Source organism: Streptomyces griseorubiginosus (assembly GCF_036345115.1).
GTDB lineage: Bacteria > Actinomycetota > Actinomycetes > Streptomycetales > Streptomycetaceae > Streptomyces > Streptomyces griseorubiginosus_C.
This window is the reverse complement of sequence record NZ_CP107766.1, coordinates 3,460,787-3,475,878: the sequence shown is the minus strand read 5'-3', so window position 1 is coordinate 3,475,878 and position 15,092 is coordinate 3,460,787. Positions and strand designations below refer to the sequence as shown.

Annotated in this window: 14 protein-coding genes and 1 pseudogene; 4 read left to right on the top strand and 11 right to left on the bottom strand. The window is 70.0% G+C overall.

Going from position 1 to position 15,092, the window contains the following annotated elements; all coding sequences use genetic code 11:
* Positions 1-45: 45 nt before the first annotated feature.
* The 4 genes from OHN19_RS15515 to OHN19_RS15500 form a co-directional block, all read right to left on the bottom strand.
* Positions 46-621: a hypothetical protein gene (locus OHN19_RS15515; RefSeq protein ID WP_330264761.1), complete on the bottom strand. Its 576-nt coding sequence runs from the start codon at positions 619-621 to the stop codon at positions 46-48.
* Between the two features lie 4 nt (positions 622-625).
* Positions 626-910: a DUF4291 family protein gene (locus OHN19_RS15510; RefSeq protein ID WP_419249523.1), complete on the bottom strand. Its 285-nt coding sequence runs from the start codon at positions 908-910 to the stop codon at positions 626-628.
* A 57-nt stretch (positions 911-967) separates the two neighbouring features.
* A complete protein-coding gene (locus tag OHN19_RS15505) occupies positions 968-2,548 on the bottom strand; it encodes a hypothetical protein (RefSeq protein ID WP_330294116.1) in 1,581 nt (526 codons plus the stop codon).
* 105 nt (positions 2,549-2,653) lie between these two features.
* Positions 2,654-3,031, bottom strand: coding sequence for a helix-turn-helix domain-containing protein (locus OHN19_RS15500; RefSeq protein ID WP_330264759.1), 378 nt, complete (start codon positions 3,029-3,031; stop codon positions 2,654-2,656).
* A 100-nt stretch (positions 3,032-3,131) separates the two neighbouring features.
* Between OHN19_RS15500 and OHN19_RS15495 the strand changes: the two genes are divergently transcribed.
* Positions 3,132-3,797, top strand: coding sequence for an NADPH-dependent F420 reductase (locus OHN19_RS15495; RefSeq protein WP_330264758.1), 666 nt, complete (start codon positions 3,132-3,134; stop codon positions 3,795-3,797).
* 108 nt (positions 3,798-3,905) lie between these two features.
* Here OHN19_RS15495 and OHN19_RS15490 read toward each other — a convergent pair whose 3' ends face one another.
* Positions 3,906-5,528: a M48 family metallopeptidase gene (locus OHN19_RS15490; RefSeq protein WP_330264757.1), complete on the bottom strand. Its 1,623-nt coding sequence runs from the start codon at positions 5,526-5,528 to the stop codon at positions 3,906-3,908.
* A gap of 304 nt (positions 5,529-5,832) precedes the next feature.
* On the opposite strand from OHN19_RS15490, the gene OHN19_RS15485 reads away from it, so the two are divergent.
* Complete coding sequence (locus tag OHN19_RS15485) at positions 5,833-6,522, top strand: hypothetical protein (RefSeq protein ID WP_330264756.1); 690 nt, start codon at positions 5,833-5,835, stop codon at positions 6,520-6,522.
* Between the two features lie 218 nt (positions 6,523-6,740).
* On the opposite strand, the gene OHN19_RS15480 is transcribed toward OHN19_RS15485, so the two are convergent.
* Positions 6,741-7,334, bottom strand: coding sequence for a DUF4291 domain-containing protein (locus tag OHN19_RS15480; protein ID WP_330264755.1), 594 nt, complete (start codon positions 7,332-7,334; stop codon positions 6,741-6,743).
* A gap of 125 nt (positions 7,335-7,459) precedes the next feature.
* Here OHN19_RS15480 and OHN19_RS15475 point away from each other — a divergent pair, with 125 nt between their 5' ends.
* Positions 7,460-8,146, top strand: a complete 687-nt coding sequence (locus tag OHN19_RS15475; protein ID WP_330269622.1) for a hypothetical protein — start codon at positions 7,460-7,462, stop codon at positions 8,144-8,146.
* A 36-nt stretch (positions 8,147-8,182) separates the two neighbouring features.
* Here the strand turns inward: OHN19_RS15475 and OHN19_RS15470 are convergent.
* The 5 genes and pseudogenes from OHN19_RS15470 to OHN19_RS15450 all read right to left on the bottom strand — a co-directional run.
* Positions 8,183-8,320, bottom strand: a pseudogene (locus OHN19_RS15470) (peptide-methionine (S)-S-oxide reductase); the annotation flags it as partial.
* Positions 8,321-8,665: 345 nt separating this feature from the next.
* Positions 8,666-9,337, bottom strand: a complete 672-nt coding sequence (gene msrA / locus OHN19_RS15465) for a peptide-methionine (S)-S-oxide reductase MsrA (protein WP_330264754.1) — start codon at positions 9,335-9,337, stop codon at positions 8,666-8,668.
* Positions 9,338-9,590: 253 nt separating this feature from the next.
* Positions 9,591-10,736, bottom strand: a complete 1,146-nt coding sequence (locus OHN19_RS15460) for a hypothetical protein (protein WP_330264753.1) — start codon at positions 10,734-10,736, stop codon at positions 9,591-9,593.
* Positions 10,733-12,439, bottom strand: a complete 1,707-nt coding sequence (locus OHN19_RS15455) for a M48 family metalloprotease (protein WP_330264752.1) — start codon at positions 12,437-12,439, stop codon at positions 10,733-10,735. The genes OHN19_RS15460 and OHN19_RS15455 overlap by 4 nt, the downstream gene beginning before the upstream one ends.
* Positions 12,440-12,642: 203 nt before the next feature.
* The gene (locus tag OHN19_RS15450; protein ID WP_330264751.1) at positions 12,643-13,761 is read right to left on the bottom strand and encodes a hypothetical protein; all 1,119 of its coding nucleotides are present in this window, start codon (positions 13,759-13,761) and stop codon (positions 12,643-12,645) included.
* A gap of 162 nt (positions 13,762-13,923) precedes the next feature.
* On the opposite strand from OHN19_RS15450, the gene OHN19_RS15445 reads away from it, so the two are divergent.
* The gene (locus tag OHN19_RS15445; protein ID WP_330264750.1) at positions 13,924-15,081 is read left to right on the top strand and encodes a cystathionine gamma-synthase; all 1,158 of its coding nucleotides are present in this window, start codon (positions 13,924-13,926) and stop codon (positions 15,079-15,081) included.
* Positions 15,082-15,092 lie beyond the last annotated feature (11 nt).

Below are 15,092 nucleotides of genomic sequence, written 5' to 3'. Positions count from 1 at the left end.
TGCCGAACTCATCGCTTCAGCCGCTGGGGCTGATCGGCAGGGGGTTCAGGGGTGGAGTCGTACGAGCTCGTCTGCGCGGCGGAGGTCCTTCGGGCGGCCGAGGGCTCGCCGCATGCGTATCAGATCGTCGAGAGCGGCGTAGCGGATGGTGAAGCCCGCGGCGTCGTGAGTCGTCTCGGCCCTGGTCAGACAGGGGGCGACAGCCATCGCGCCCCAGGGGAGGCCGGGGGTGCAGAGGTCTCCGACGGCGCCGGTGACCCGGTACCCCACCTGCACGCGGTCGAGATCGGGCAGCTCGGCACAGCCGCACCGCGCGAGGGCCTCGCGCAGGGCGTGCGCCTCGTCGGGGGTGCCGTCCCAGAGCAGGTCGAGGTCCCCGGTCAGCTCGGTGGACCCGTGCATGATCCCGGCGACCTGACCGATGACCACCGCGCGCGAGCCGACGTCATGCAGGGCCTGGAGGAAGGGGAAGGGATCGAAGCCGAGGGCACCGTCGGTGGCGAAGGTACCCAGCACGTCATCGGCGTCCTCCGGCCGACGACCGACGGCGCCACGCCCTCGCGTGGCGTCCTCGGTCCTGCCGATCGCCTGCCGAAGCCGCAGGGCAGCTGTCTGGTCCATGCGCTCAGCCCCGACCGAAGTGGGGGAAGGACGCGTCCCCTACCGGACACGCATGTTCTTGAGGCAGCAGTGCGTCGGCCGAGCTCAGGTCCCGGATCCCGTGGGCGGGCGGGGTCACGTCACGGACGGCGACGGTCCACTCGTCCGCGTCACGCTGCGCGGCCGCGCCGGCGAGGCCCAGTTGCAGGGACCGGTACGGCAGGGGCCGTAGACACAGGTCCTGCCCGGGGTCCCACTGCGGCGCAGCGCCCGAATCGAAATCCGCATAGCTGATCGCGATAGCCGACACGTTCTCCTGGCCCTTCCCCTCCTGACGACGGTCCGTCGTCAGCTTGGCGCGCTGGTGTCACAAGCCTGCCAGGGCGAGGAGTTGGTGCATGTGTCGGGGCGGCAGGCGGGGATGGGCGGCTGCCGCGGCGGCGACCGACTCCGATGAGTCGTCGAGCAGCTTCGTGAGGTCGCGGGCCGGAAGCCGGGGATGGGTCACGACCGCGCGGCGCACGCTTTCTTCGGGATCGGCGGCAAGTCGACGGACAAGTTCGACAGGCAGGTCGGGGTCGCGCGGGGCGAGCTGCCGCATCCTCGGGTCGGGATCGGAGGCCAGACGCCGAAGGACGCCCGCCGGGAGGGGGAGACTGTCGGCCGGACGCCACCGGGCCTTCCTCACCGGGCTGTAGCTGCGCTCGATGCGTTCGGCGGTGGCGGCGTCGATCCGGCTCCCGGCATGCAGAGCCATCGTCGTACGGACGCTGCTCTCCTCGTCCTCGAGCAGCCGGGCCACGACCCGCGCGGGGAGGTCGTCGGACTGCGCGGCGGAGGCACGGAAGCAGACGTAGGGCGAGTCCACGTAGGGCAACGGGTCAGCCGTGATCCACGGCAGACGCAGTGTCCGGAGCTTCCGACGTGCCAGCTCGCCCATGAGCTGCTGCTCCAGAGCGTTGTCGTCCAGGTCGGCGTGGAGATCGGTGAGCCAGTTCGCCGAGGGCTCTTCGGACATGATCCGGGCGTGGATCGCGGCGCGGGTCGACGCGGGAGTGTCCTGCCGGGCGAAGACGCTGAGCGCGACCAGCGGGCTGGGGTCCACGGCGAGGATGTCGCGCACCGGCGGGGGGAGGTCGGGGTGCTCCGCGAGTTCCTGGCGCACATCGGCCTCCGGATCGTCGGCCAGCCGACGGGCCGTGTCGGCGTCCAGCGTGCAGTGCCGCACCGCCCCGGCCCGTGTGACCGGGTCGGCCAGCAACTCCGGGAGCAGGTCGGCAGGCGGGACGGGACGGGGAAGCCGTGGGTAGTAGGTCGCGCAGGCTCCTGCGCGCACGGCGTCCTCAGGATCCGTCAACAGGAGCCGACGCACCGGTTCCGGAGCCTGTGTCCACCACTGGGCGACTGCCGCCCGGACCTTCGGGTCGGGGTCGGCCGCCAACCGGGCGCGCAGATCTGCCGGCACGTGATCGCTTTCCGCCAGCTGCTGACGCACGCGCGGGTCGGGATCGTCGAGCAACCGCTCGAACAGCTCGCGTGGCGCGCTCTCCGCACCGACCACCAGTGCCGCGCGTACCGCAGGGTCCGAGTGCTCGGCCAACACCATCCGAAAGGCATGCGGGAGGCCGCGGTTGAGTGCGAGTGAATGCGTAAGCCAAGGATCGTCGACGGTGATGATTTCCGCGATCATGTCGTCGGTCAGGTCCGGGCGCCTGGCAACGCCGCCAAGGACACCGCGGTGGGTGAAGAGCCGCCGGACGAGCTCGGGTGGCAGCGCGGGGTTTTGCGCGAGGCCCTCCACCACTTTGTCGAGGTGAACCGGCAGCGGCGTGACATCTGACACGAGGAGCGCCCCTTCCGGCTCGGCCGACTGATCGCCGAGTCTCCCAGAAGTTCGAGTGGCCTTCGACGGCGAGGCCTCGAGGTCGTGGCCGGGCCGCTGCCGCACAGCAACTGGACACCGCTGATACGACTTCATCAGCTCCGTGTCACCGCACCCCTGCGCACGCTTCTCCTCCGTGAACCCGGCTGGATGACCCACTTCGAGGCGTGCTCAAGGAGCGCTTGCGGCACTGCTCTCCTGGGCTGCGAGAAGTTCGTCCCCGTGCTCGATCGCCCAGCGTCCAAGCGCCTTCATGGGGCCCTCGACGAGACTCTGCCCCAAGCCGGTCAAGGCGTAGTCGACGCGTGGCGGCGCCTCCGCGCGGACGTGGCGCTCGATCAGTCCGCCCGCGAGCAGACGATGCAGGGAGTCGGTCAGAACCTTGTCGCTGATGCCGCCGATCGCGGCGCGCAACTCGCGGCGTCGGTGCGCCCCCGAGCGAAGTGCCGCCAGTGCAACGGGATCCCAGGTATGGGCGAGGAGGTCGGTGGCCGCACGCAACCGGCAATCGGCGACCAACTCGTAGCAGGGAGCGTCGTCATCAGTCATCTCACCGTCCATCATCGCGCGCCTGTTACGCACCGATCGGTGCGTGTCGCCTTCCCTACCGTGGTCATCCATCCGACCGCTAGGGAGAGGGAACAGACGGATGCGCATCGGGATCCTGGGAACCGGAACATTGGCGACGGCCCTGGGCGGGGGCTGGGCACGCGCCGGACATGAGGTGGCGATCGGCGGACGGTCGCAGGTCAAGGCGCAGAGGATCGCCGAGCGGCTGGGCCACGAAGCGCTCGCTGTCGCACCGCGTGAGGCGGTCACCGGGCGCGATGCGGTACTCCTCGCCGTGTCCTGGGACGGTGTCGAAGAGATGCTGGGGATGGTGAGCGCATCCGACGGCGTACTCGAAGGGACACCGCTGATCGATCCCACGAACGCCGTGACGCATGGCGTCGGCACTCTGCTCACCGAGCAGGGCGAGACGATGGCGGAGCGGATCGCCGGACTCGCTCCGGGCGCCCGGGTCGTGAAGGCGTTTCACCTCTTCCCCGCTGACCAGTGGACGAGCGGGCCCAGTGGTGGTCAGTCCCGTGTGACGGTGGCGATGTGCGGCGACGATGCGGCAGCCCTGCACGTCGTCGCTGAACTGGTCCGTGACGTCGGCGGAGTCCCGGCGACTCTGGGGCCGCTGGATCGCGTCCGCCAGTTGGAGGAGGTCGCGGGTTTCGTCATCGGCTTGGCCTTCGCAGGCTTCGACCCCGGCTCCGCCGTCCCACACGTCCCGCCGAACGGCGGGCGCGCCGGCTCACAGGGGTAAGCGTGCACAGGGGTCCAAGCCACGTCCGCGCACCATTTGCCGCGTTGCAGCCGACGAGGGTCTTCCTCCGACTGAGCCGTTGAGACCTGAAGCCCGGTCGCACGGCGGCTACGCGGGGACGCGGCTGGGTGTGGCGGTGGGGGTTGCGAGCAGGGCGCGCAGCGGGGCGGTGTCGGGCGTGTCGGCCACGGCCGCGTCGATGGCGTCGTCCATGCCCTTCTCCCACGACTCGGGGAGAATCAGCCCGGGCTGCCCCGACCAGGCGATGTCGGGCTTGGCGTGACCGGACGCAGCGAGGCGCAGGTGGACCATGCCCGCGAGCCCGTCGAAGATCCTCGGCCGAATGAAATTGCGGGCGGACGACCCGAACAGTCGCGCTGCCTGATCCGGCTTGGGCATGCGGTCGGCGATCTCCATCCAGAGCAGGCTGCGGTCGAACGCGTCGAGTATCTCCTCCAAGGTGGGCAAGAGGTCGTCGGCCCCCTCGCCGGCCGTGGCAGCTTGGCGTCGGGTCACCGTGTCGCCTGCGTCGTGCGCCGAGGAACGAAGCGCCCTGGCCACGGCGACCCGCAGCGGCCGGGACCAGCCCTCGGCGTCGGTGATCGCACGGGCCATGGCGAGGTCGTCCCAACTCATGCGCCGTAGCCCCGCCGCATCCGGCGACAGCGTGCACGCCTCCAGCGCGGCGAACACCCGGTCCGAGTCGTGCAGCAGGCTGAGCCCGACCGTCTCATCGGCCGGCTGATCCGGTCTGTCATCGGCAGGCAGCTTGTCGATCAGGGCGATTCGTTCGGCCATCGGGGGGTGGGAGTCGTACTTGTGCGGCCGGGGCGGTCGATGACCGGCGGACAGCGCGGCCAGCCGCTCTCCGGTTCGGGCGGCAAGCAGCCGACGAAAGCCGCCGTGCACCTCGCCGACGGGCGGCAGCACGCCCAGCGAACCACCTATCGCGGCGTATGTCTCCAGGTAGTGGGTGTAGGCACCGTCGAGCACAGGAATGGTGCGCAGTGCAGCAGCCGTCGCCTCACGGCCCGCGTACCGGGCCGCCATCCGGTCCGCGGCGAGTTCCTGGTGGCGAGCGACGGACTGCGTGGTCCGCAGATACATCCGGGCGTAGCCGACGTACAGGGCACCGATCGCTTGGTGCAGCTGGGTGCTGCCTTGCTGGAATGCCTCCACGGTGTGCATGAGTGCTTCCCGGCCGCGCATCGTGAGGCCCCCGAGCCGTGTGTCGAGGTTGCCGTAGTGCCCGAACTCGTGGGCGAGGACGGCGCGCAACTGCCGGACGGTCAGCCCGGCGAGCAGCGGCAGGCCCAGGAACATACGGCGTCGTCCGGGCCGCAATCCCAGCAGGCGGCTCTGTTCGGTGACAGCCGCGTTGACCTCAGCGACGAGGTAGAGCTCGTCCGGCGGCCGCTGCCCCGTCGCTTCGGCAGCGGCTCGTACCTGTTCCCACAGCTCGGGCTGCTCCATGGGCGTGACCGCCACCGCGTGGGGGACCGGACCCGAACGGCCGGCCCGCAGAAAGGCGAAGAAGCCACGCAGAATCGCCGCCGCCAGCAGGACGGTGACGGTCAGAACCGCGCCCTCGACCCAGGCAGCCCGTGCGGTGACCAGCCGTGTCAGCACCAGCCAGTCGAGTACCGCCATGGCCGACAGCAGAACCACACCGATGAGGAAGAAGCCGAGCAGCAGTGCGAACGCGCGGACAGCGCGCAACCGAAACGTCATCGAGAAATCCCCCACCCACATGGCACACGGGCCCGAACAGGCCAGTCGCGCTCGCGGATACTACCCGCAGGCCGCAGACCATCGGCACGGCGCGGAAGCGAGAAGAACCGGCGCCATGTTCACAGCCCTTCCGCTTGACGGAGTGGAGCTGCCCTGCGCTTTAAAACCCACCTTTCTCCCAAGTGGACGATCTACTGTGCTACTTGATGCGTCACGCCGGGGCCGAGGGCTCGTGTTCCGGAATCAAACGGGTGGAGAAACAGTGGTTCGCCAATCAGGTGTCGGCTTTACGGTTGCCATACTCATGACCTCATTGGCGATCGCCGGATGCGGAACCGGGCAGGGCTCTGGGACAGATGCCGCACCGGAGCGGACAGGGACGTCCGGCGTAAAAGCCAAGCCGTTGAGCGAGGCGGACCTGGAGCGGGCGACGATCACAGGCGCAGATCTCGGCGGCTACGAAGTGGAGCGGGCCCTTGCTGCCACCTTTGCGTCCCGCAAGACGGCGGACCCCGCGGAATGCGCGCCTGTCATGCAGGCGGTGGGCGGCAGCAGCGGGTTCGCGGCGACAGCGCGCATCGCCCGGAGCATCTTTCCGAAGGAGAACGGACCCAGTGCGCAGATGACCCTTTCGTCGCACAGCCCAGGAGATGCCGAGCAGGTGATCGACGCGCTGCGGACAACCGCCGAGCGGTGCAAGACCTTCAAGGACATCCAGGCGGACTTCGACTACGACGCGGTCCAACTCCGGCCCGACCCAGGCTACGGCGATGAATCCGTGTCCCTCCGGCTCACACAGCTGGCGTCGTTCGAGGGCGAGGAGCCGGTCCGGGTGCCCTATGCGGTGGTGGCTGTCCGACAAGGGGCCACGGTCGCCATGTTCACCAATTTCCACCGTCCCAACGGGCCGAACGACAAGGCCCCGGCCGACGTACCGAAAGCGATCATCAAGGCGCAGTTGGACAAGCTCAGCAAGCTGGCGGCTGCCAAGTGACGAGGACGGGCTCCGCTGAGGAGCGGAGCCCGTCCACCGGCTGCCTCCGGGGTGCCCCTCGGGCCGCCGTGACGGGAGTTCGGCACCGCCCCGCTCCCAGGACCAGGCCACCGTGATGACGAAGACGCGGGATTCCGAAGAGTTCGTCCAGCAGCCCGGGAGGCTGTGAGAGCGCAGCGTGTGCTGCCATGTGACCCATCGGTCGGCGGGACAGACTGTCAGCCGCGCAGGTGGTCTAGCAGTTCGTCTTCCATGGGATACGCGCGTTCCTGGGGCAGCGCGCGGGCGGCGGAGTCCAAGTCCCCACTGTGCACCAGGGCTTGGATCTCGCGGGCGAGTGGGGTTACGTCGCGGATGGCGACCGTCCATTCGTCCGCGTAGCGTCGTACGGCCTCACCGGAGAGGCCGAGTTGCAGGGATCGGTAGGGCAACGGCTGCAGACGCAGGTTCCGCTCGGGGTCCCACTGCACTCGAGCAGGCGAGCGCTTCAACTGCCGCTGCCAGGTGGCCCGGTCGGGGTGTACTCCGCGCACATAGCTCGACAGAATCGCGTGGCGCAGCGCCCACTCGAAGCCGTCACGTCTGATCTCGACGGCGAGGACGGTCTCCTGCCCCTCTTTGGCGCCCCAGCCACAGCGGTACATCATCCACAGGAACGACGGCTTGATCCACGTCATCCGGTCGCGCTTCCACAAAGCGGGGAAACGGCCCTCCTGGGCGGCGGGCAGGCCGATCTCAGGGGCGTACGCCTGGTAGACGGTGATCGTGGAGGCCGTGTGCAGCGCTCGGATCCTGTGCCGTGGTTCGTTCATGACGTACAGGGTGTGGTCTCTCGATCTCCAACGGCCATTCGTTTTCCCACCAGGCTCCTCACTGGGTAGCCGACCGGCGGGGCTTGGGAGTTCAGGCGAGGGGCCACTTCAATGGCACCGTGACTATGGAGCAGTTGGATCCTATGAGAACCATTGCCGGGCGGGTCTCACTCAACGACGTCATCGCGAAGCTGGCTGGGCGCCGGCCGGTCTTCCATTCCGAAGCCGACCTTCAGCACAGTTTCGCCCGAGTCCTGTGGGAGCTGGCGCCGGACGTGGAATCACGACTCGAGGTGCCACAGCGAGAGTCGGGCAGGGCCGAGTACCTGGACCTCGAGTGCCTCGGGTCTGAGGGGCGCACCGCGATCGAGTTCAAGTACTTCACCCGAAGCTGGACGGGAAAGGCCGGCTCTCCGGTCGAGGACTACGCCCTGAAGGCACATGGCGCCACCGACCTCGCCCGTCTGCACTTCGTTCGGGACATAGCGAGGCTGGAACGCTTCTGTCATCGGTCTGGTCGGAACGGCCTCGCCTTCATGCTGTCCAACGAGCCGTCCTTGTGGACTCCGCCGAACTCCGGTCGCCGACGTACTCGAGATCATGACTTCCGGATTCACCAAGGACGGGAACTCGCGGGGACGTTGCTGTGGGCCGAGGGGAGTTACCAACCGAACACTTGCACTCTGCGAGGTGCCTATCCCCTCGCGTGGGAGACGTACTCAGCGCAGAGCGGAGCGGGTGGAGAGTTCCGGTACCTGGCGGTGTACGTCGGTTCAGCGGCGCGCGGAGCCGACGACGCCCCGAATGCATGACCTCGACGATCGCCGGACACGGCTGTCGGCAAGGGGTCAGTCGTCGGTGGGAGCCGGAACGAGCCCCGTCGGGCACGATGCGCCCCAGTCGGCCTCGAACGAGTCACTCAGCTTGACCCCCGTCCCGCCGATCCCGCAGTACCCCGCCGGATTCTTGTCGAGGTACTGCTGGTGCCTCTGCTTAGTTGCTCATCGCTCGATGTGGCTGGGGTCTGGCCAGGCTGAGATTGGCTCGTCAGCAACCGAGTAGATCTCCAAGAGCGACAGGTAACCGTCCTCTGTGCAGACCATCACACCAGCCGTGTGCGGGTCGGTGTACCCCGCTTCCACGGCCGGATTGCCATGTGCCTGCGCGGGAGCCACGGCCGTACGGTCCACCTCCAGATCGACCGTTGCACAGCCGCAGCCGCACCTTCCCACCACCCGGGTATGGGGACCTGGGCCAGCAGGGCCACGCTAACCGGATCTGAGCCGGCCAGCAGCGCCCGCAGGGTTGCCCTGACGTCGGGCGGCAGTGGCTCAGTCATCCGTCATCGCCAAGCCGATCGGGCAAGAGACTCCCGTCCCGCCCAACCCGCAGTACCCGTCCGGGTTTTTGCTGCCTGAAAGATACTGCTGGTGGTACCCCTCCGCCGGATAGAAAGTGCGGCCCTCGGCCGGGAGGATCTCCGTCGTGATCGTGCGGTGGCCCGAGTAGGTGAGGACCTGCTGGTAGGCGGCTCGGGAGGAGACGGCCAGGGCTGCCTGCTCGGGAGTGTGGGTGTGGATCGCCGAGCGGTACTGCGTGCCCACGTCATTGCCCTGGCGGAAGCCCTGCGTGGGGTTGTGGGACTCCCAGAAGGTCTTCAGGAGGCGCTCGTAGGAGATCAGGGCAGGGTCGTACACCACCCGGACCACCTCCGCGTGGCCCGTGAGACCCGAGCAGACCTCCTCGTACGTGGGGTTCTCGGTGTGCCCGCCCTGGTAGCCGACCAGTGTCGTCCAGACGCCCACCGGGAGCCGCCAGAACGTGCGTTCCGCGCCCCAGAAGCACCCCATGCCGAAGTCGGCCACCCCGTAGCCCTCCGGGTACGGGCCCAGCAGCGGGGTGCCGAGCACCGTGTGCCGGTCCGGCACCGTAAACACCGGCTCGGAGCGGCCCTTCAACGCCTGCTCAGGCGTGGGCAGAACGGGCGTACGGCCGAACAGCATGACGCGGACTCCTTCGTGAGCGAATGCGGACGGGGCACGGAAGCGGGGAGCCCCCGCCTGGGTGGGGGACTTGGGGCGCCGGCCGGGTCGCGGGTGGTCGTCGGAACGCGGGGCGGTGGCCACCACAACGTTTCCGTACCGGTCCGCCACAACGTTTCCGTACCGGTCCGCATTCCTACGACCGTCAGCCCGCCCCCCCGCCGAAGCCCCGACTCCCTCCCCGCACCCCGCACCCGCAGCGCCAACCAACCCCTCAGCCAGACACCCCCTCGCCCCCACCCCCGCCCACATTCCCCAGACTCAAATCCCGCATCCGGCAGAACTCGCCCGCCGGATCACCCCGATACCGCCACGGCAGCGCGTCCACGTACCCGTCGACCAGGCGGAACTGCTCCACCGCCGCCTCGTCACGGTCCTGGAGGCACAGGTAGTACGCCAGCAGGTGCCGTACCTCCGCCAGACGCGGATGGTCCGGGTCCGCCGCCGCCACATCCGCGAGCACCGCGTCGACCATGGCCCGCATCGCAGGCGTGCGGTCGGCGTCCGTCGTGTCCGACTCGTCGTGCTCGAAGTGCGCGATCAGCGGGAAGACCGTCATCAGGCTGCCCGCCGGGGCCTTCGCCGCGGCCTCGGCCGCGAAGTCCCGGGCCAGCTTCTCGGAGCCGCGCCACTTGGCGCACCAGTACTGGAGGGCCATGTAGTGCGCCTCGTAGTGATGCGGGTCGCGGTCCGTGAGCTCCTTCCAGATGCGCTCCATCTCGATGTGCGGGTCACCGAGCCCCAGCGCGGTCGAGATCAGTCCGACGTACGGCACCGGGTCGCCCTCGACACCCACCGAGATCGCCCGGGCGTGGTGCTCGCGGGACTGCTCCATGACCCGCCGGAAACCCTGGAACTGCTCGGCGGTCGTGTACTTCGCCTGCTTCGACCCCCGGATCTTCCCCGCCAGCGCCACCGTGCTGCGCGCCCGCACCAGGGCGGCTCCCGGGTCGTCAGGACGCGCGCTCTCCCAGGCCAGCAGCCAGGTGTCGTCGTCCGCGGCGGCGTCCGCGAGCCACGAGCTGTGGAAGGACCGGTTCTCCCAGTCCCGCGCGGCGGCCGTCGCCTCCAGCAGATCCGCGGCCGGCTGCCAGTCGCCGCTCTTGGCAGCCGCCACGGCGGAGGCGAGCACAGCTGGTACCGGCGCCGCGGAGTCCCCGTTCTGCTCCTCCGGCGGCTTCATCCCGAGCGCGGCGGCCGCGGCCGGCAGCTCGTACGGCCGGTCGGCGTCGTCCTCGGACCCGTCGTCCGCTCCGCGCCAGCCCTCGATCGCGCCCTGCACGATCGCCTTGAGGAAGTACAGGCCCAGGGCGAGCAACGGCACCGCGATGACACCCAGAACGATCCAGAGGATGATCACACCGCACCTCGCTCGGACTCGCGGGATTCACCGTGCTCGCGAGAGCCGGCACGGGGTTCACCGTGCTCGCGAGAGCCACCGTGCTCGCCCTGCCCGCCGGGCTCCCGTGCGAGCAACTCCCGCAGCGCCCCCGTGTCCGGTGCGTCCGCCACCACCGGTGCGACCACCTCGTCGAGATCCGTCTCGCCGCCGTCCGCGCCCCGCGGCAGTCGCGGGATCGCCGACCGCTCCCAGGAGAACTCCCAGCGCAGCAGCCCGCGCGCGTTCAGCTCGGCCATCACCATGCTCTTCAGCGACTTGTGCAGGATCGGCCGTACGAACTCACGGAACACCCGCCCCTGGGCCGCGGCCGCCTCGTCGGACATCGGCAGCCGCTTCGCCAGCTGCCACAGCCTGCCGTCCTCGATCAGGTCGAGCAGTACGGGCAGCGTCGGCTGCTCGCCGGTGTACTCGGCGTACGCCCGGTGCAGCGGCGTCGTGCCGGCCCGGTACGACTTGGCCATCACCAGGTCGAGCAGCTCCTGCCAGTCGGCGGTACGGCGGAACCCCCGCACCTCCTCCGCCAGCACCGCGTCCTCCAGTTCCGTGAGCGTCCGCCGCGGGTCGCTGAGGAGGTCGAGGGCGGCGCCCCGGGCCTCGTCCGCCCGCCCGTCGTCGGGCAGTTCCTCGATCCGGCGGACCCGGTCGGCGATCGGCGGATGCGAGTCGTACGGCGATGTCGGCCCCGTCGGCAGATCGCCGCGCATCTCGACCAGCTCCAGGCTCCGGCCGCTCAGCATCCTGCCGAAGCCGCCGAACATCTCACCGCGCGGCGGCAGGATCTCCTGGTCGGTGCCGAGAGTGGCGTAGCACCGCATGTAGAAGTCGAACGAGCCGTCCAGTACCGGGATCTCGCGCAACGCCGAGGCCGTGGCGTCCCGTCCGGCGATGCGGGCGGCCGCGATGTCGGCGGCGTACTCCTGGCGGCGGGAGACGGAGAGCGTGGCGCGGAAGTACAGCTTGGCGTAGCCGACGTAGATCTTCGCCATGGTGCGGTACGTGATGCCCGCGTGGCCGGTGTCGACCTCCTTGGCCTGCTTGCCCTTCGCCTCGGCCTTGGCGTTCTTCTTCTCCTGCTTGGCCTGCTCGCGCGCGGCCGTGTTGTCGGCGCGCTGCTCGAAGTGCCTGATGGTGCGCAGCACTTGGGCACGGCCGCGCACGGTCAGGGCGGCGAGCCGGGTGTCGGAGTTCGAGTAGTGGCCCAGCTCATGGGCGAGGACCGCCCGCAACTGCGCCTGCGACAGCCCCTGCAGCAGCGGCACGCCGAGGTAGAGGCGGCGCGCTCCCGGCCGTAGCCCCAGCAGTCGGGCGTCCTCGGCGACGGCGGCGTTGACGTCGGCGGTCAGGACGATCCGGGACGGGGCGGCGGTGCCGACCTCGTCGGCCAACTCCCTCACCGTCCGCCACAGTTCGGGCTCATCGGCCTCGGCGACGGGCAGGCCCGCCATCTCCTCGTCCCGCGGCGTGCGCAGCATGAACAGGCCGCGCACCAGCGGGATCGCCAGCAGCACGGAGACGATGATCAACTTGCCCGCGAGGCTGGTCGGGGCGTGCAGGAACAGCAGGTAGTCGGCGCCGGCCAGTACGGCCAGCAGCAGGACGCCGAGCAGATAGAAGCCGGCGAGCAGCAGAAGAGCGCGCAGCGCACGCAGAGTCGTGCCCATTGGGCAGAGGTCCCCCCACAGGACGGATCGGTCCCCCCACGGGACGGATCAAAGGATCACGGAACGACCTGGCGGCCGACGGGCACGTAAGACGTGCTCATGACCAACAGGGTGTGAGCGCGGAGTATGGCCGACCGGCCCGCCATCAGGCAAGACGCGCCCGCAGGAGGGCCCTGGTCCGGCTGGGAGGGGCGCCTACGGCGTCACTGCGCGAGGGTCGCCGGACTGCCGCCGTTCGCCTCGTACCCCGCCACCGCCAGGGCCCGGTATATCGCGAACTCCGCGGCCGGGTCGGCCGACAGGGTCCAGGGCAGCGCGCCGACATGGCCGTCGATGTGCACGAGCTGGCTCATCGCCTCCGCCCAGCGCTCGCTCCGCACCAGGAAGAACACCAGCAGATGCCGCACATGGGCCAGCATCGGGTCGTCCGCGCGGGCCGAGTGGACCGCGTGCAGGGCGCCGTGGATCGCCTTGGTGACGACCTCGCTCTGGTAGAAGCCGCTGACCAGGTTCACCTCCGGCAGGTGCTCGAAGACCGCGAACAGCGGCATCGCGGCCAGCAGCGAGCCGTGCGGCGCCCGGGCTGCCGCCGCCTCCGCGAAGGTGTACGCCAGCTCCCGCGAGCCGTGCCACTTCTCGCACCAGTAGTGCAGCGCGGCCAGATGCGCGCCCATGTGGTTCGGCGCGCGGTCCAGGATCTTCAGCCACAGCTGCTCGAACTCCGCCTGGGAATAGGCCAGTCCGCGCGCGACGGAGAGCTCCACGATGTACGGCACCGGATCGCCGGGAGCCAGCAGCGCCGCCTCGCCGCAGGCCGCCTTCGCCTCCTCCATGATGATCCGGAACTCGTCGGTGCCCGGCGTCGACGTGCGCCACGCCTGCTGCACCAGGAACTCCGCGTGGACGGCCGCGCCACCCGCGTCCTTGGGCTGCTCGGCCCGCCACACCCGCAGCCACTGCCCGCCCGGCGCCTCGCTGACCCCGCCCGGCCGCTGCTGCAGCTCCAGCGAGGCGGCCCCGGCGAAGGCCTGAACGCGCTGCCAGCGCGGCTCGCCCTCCCGCTCGGTGCCGGCCAGCAGCTGGGAGGCCGCCTTGTAGTCCTGGGTGCGCTGCACCAGGTCCAGGACGTCCAGCAGGTCCTGGTCGGGGCCGGGCATGCGGATGTCCAGCTCCTCCTGCCGCATGAAGCCGTAGTCCGCCGGGTCCGCGGCGTCCGGGTGGCCCGCCGGGACCTGCTCGATCCCGCCTCGCCTGCGCCGCAGGAACGGGAGCAGCACGAAGCCCAGCAGGACCGCCGCCATCAGGACCCAGAGAATCTCCATGCCTCAAGAGTTCCAGACGCCACCGACAATTGCCCAACCCGGTCGGCGCCCTGTGGAAAACTCCCCGCACCTGCCCCGGCACCTGGGGAAAACCCTGCCGTCCGACGGTCCCGGACCGCGGTGTCCGTCATCCGCCTCCCGAGCGGACTACCCTCGGGGCCCATGAGCGACAGGCACATCAGTCAGCACTTCGAGACCCTCGCGATCCACGCGGGCAACACCGCGGACCCCCTCACCGGTGCGGTGGTCCCCCCGATCTACCAGGTCTCGACCTACAAGCAGGACGGCGTCGGCGGTCTGCGCGGCGGCTACGAGTACAGCCGTAGCGCCAACCCGACCCGCACCGCCCTGGAGGAGAACCTCGCCGCCCTCGAAGGCGGCCGCCGGGGCCTCGCGTTCGCGTCCGGACTGGCGGCCGAGGACTGCCTGCTGCGCACGCTGCTCAGCCCCGGCGACCACGTGGTCATCCCCAACGACGCGTACGGCGGCACCTTCCGGCTGTTCGCGAAGGTCGTCGCCCGCTGGGGCGTCGAGTGGTCGGTCGCCGACACCAGCGACCCGGCCGCCGTACGGGCCGCGATCACCCCGAAGACCAAGGCCGTGTGGGTGGAGACCCCCTCCAACCCGCTGCTCGGCATCACCGACATCGCGGCCCTCGCCCAGGTCTCCCGGGACGCGGGCGCGAAGCTCGTCGTCGACAACACCTTCGCCACGCCCTACCTCCAGCAGCCGCTGTCGCTCGGCGCCGACGTCGTCGTGCACTCCCTGACCAAGTACATGGGCGGCCACTCCGACGTCGTCGGCGGCGCGCTGATCGCCGCCGACGAGACGCTCGGCGAGGAGCTGGCGTACCACCAGAACGCGATGGGCGCGGTCGCCGGGCCCTTCGACTCCTGGCTGGTGCTGCGCGGCGCCAAGACGCTGTCGGTGCGCATGGACCGGCACAGCGAGAACGCCACCAAGGTCGCCGACATGCTCACCCGGCACGCGCGCGTGACGCAGGTGCTCTACCCGGGCCTCGAGGACCACCCCGGCCACGAGGTCGCCGCCAAGCAGATGCGTTCCTTCGGCGGCATGGTCTCCTTCCGCGTGGAGGGCGGCGAGGAAGCGGCCGTCGAGGTCTGCAACCGCGCGAAGATCTTCACGCTGGGCGAGTCCCTGGGCGGTGTCGAGTCGCTGATCGAGCACCCCGGCCGGATGACGCACGCGTCCGTCGCGGGCTCCGCCCTCGAGGTGCCCGCCGACCTCGTGCGCCTGTCCGTGGGCATCGAGAACGTCGACGACCTGCTGGAGGACCTCCAGCAGGCGCTGACCAAGTAGGCCGGGCCCGG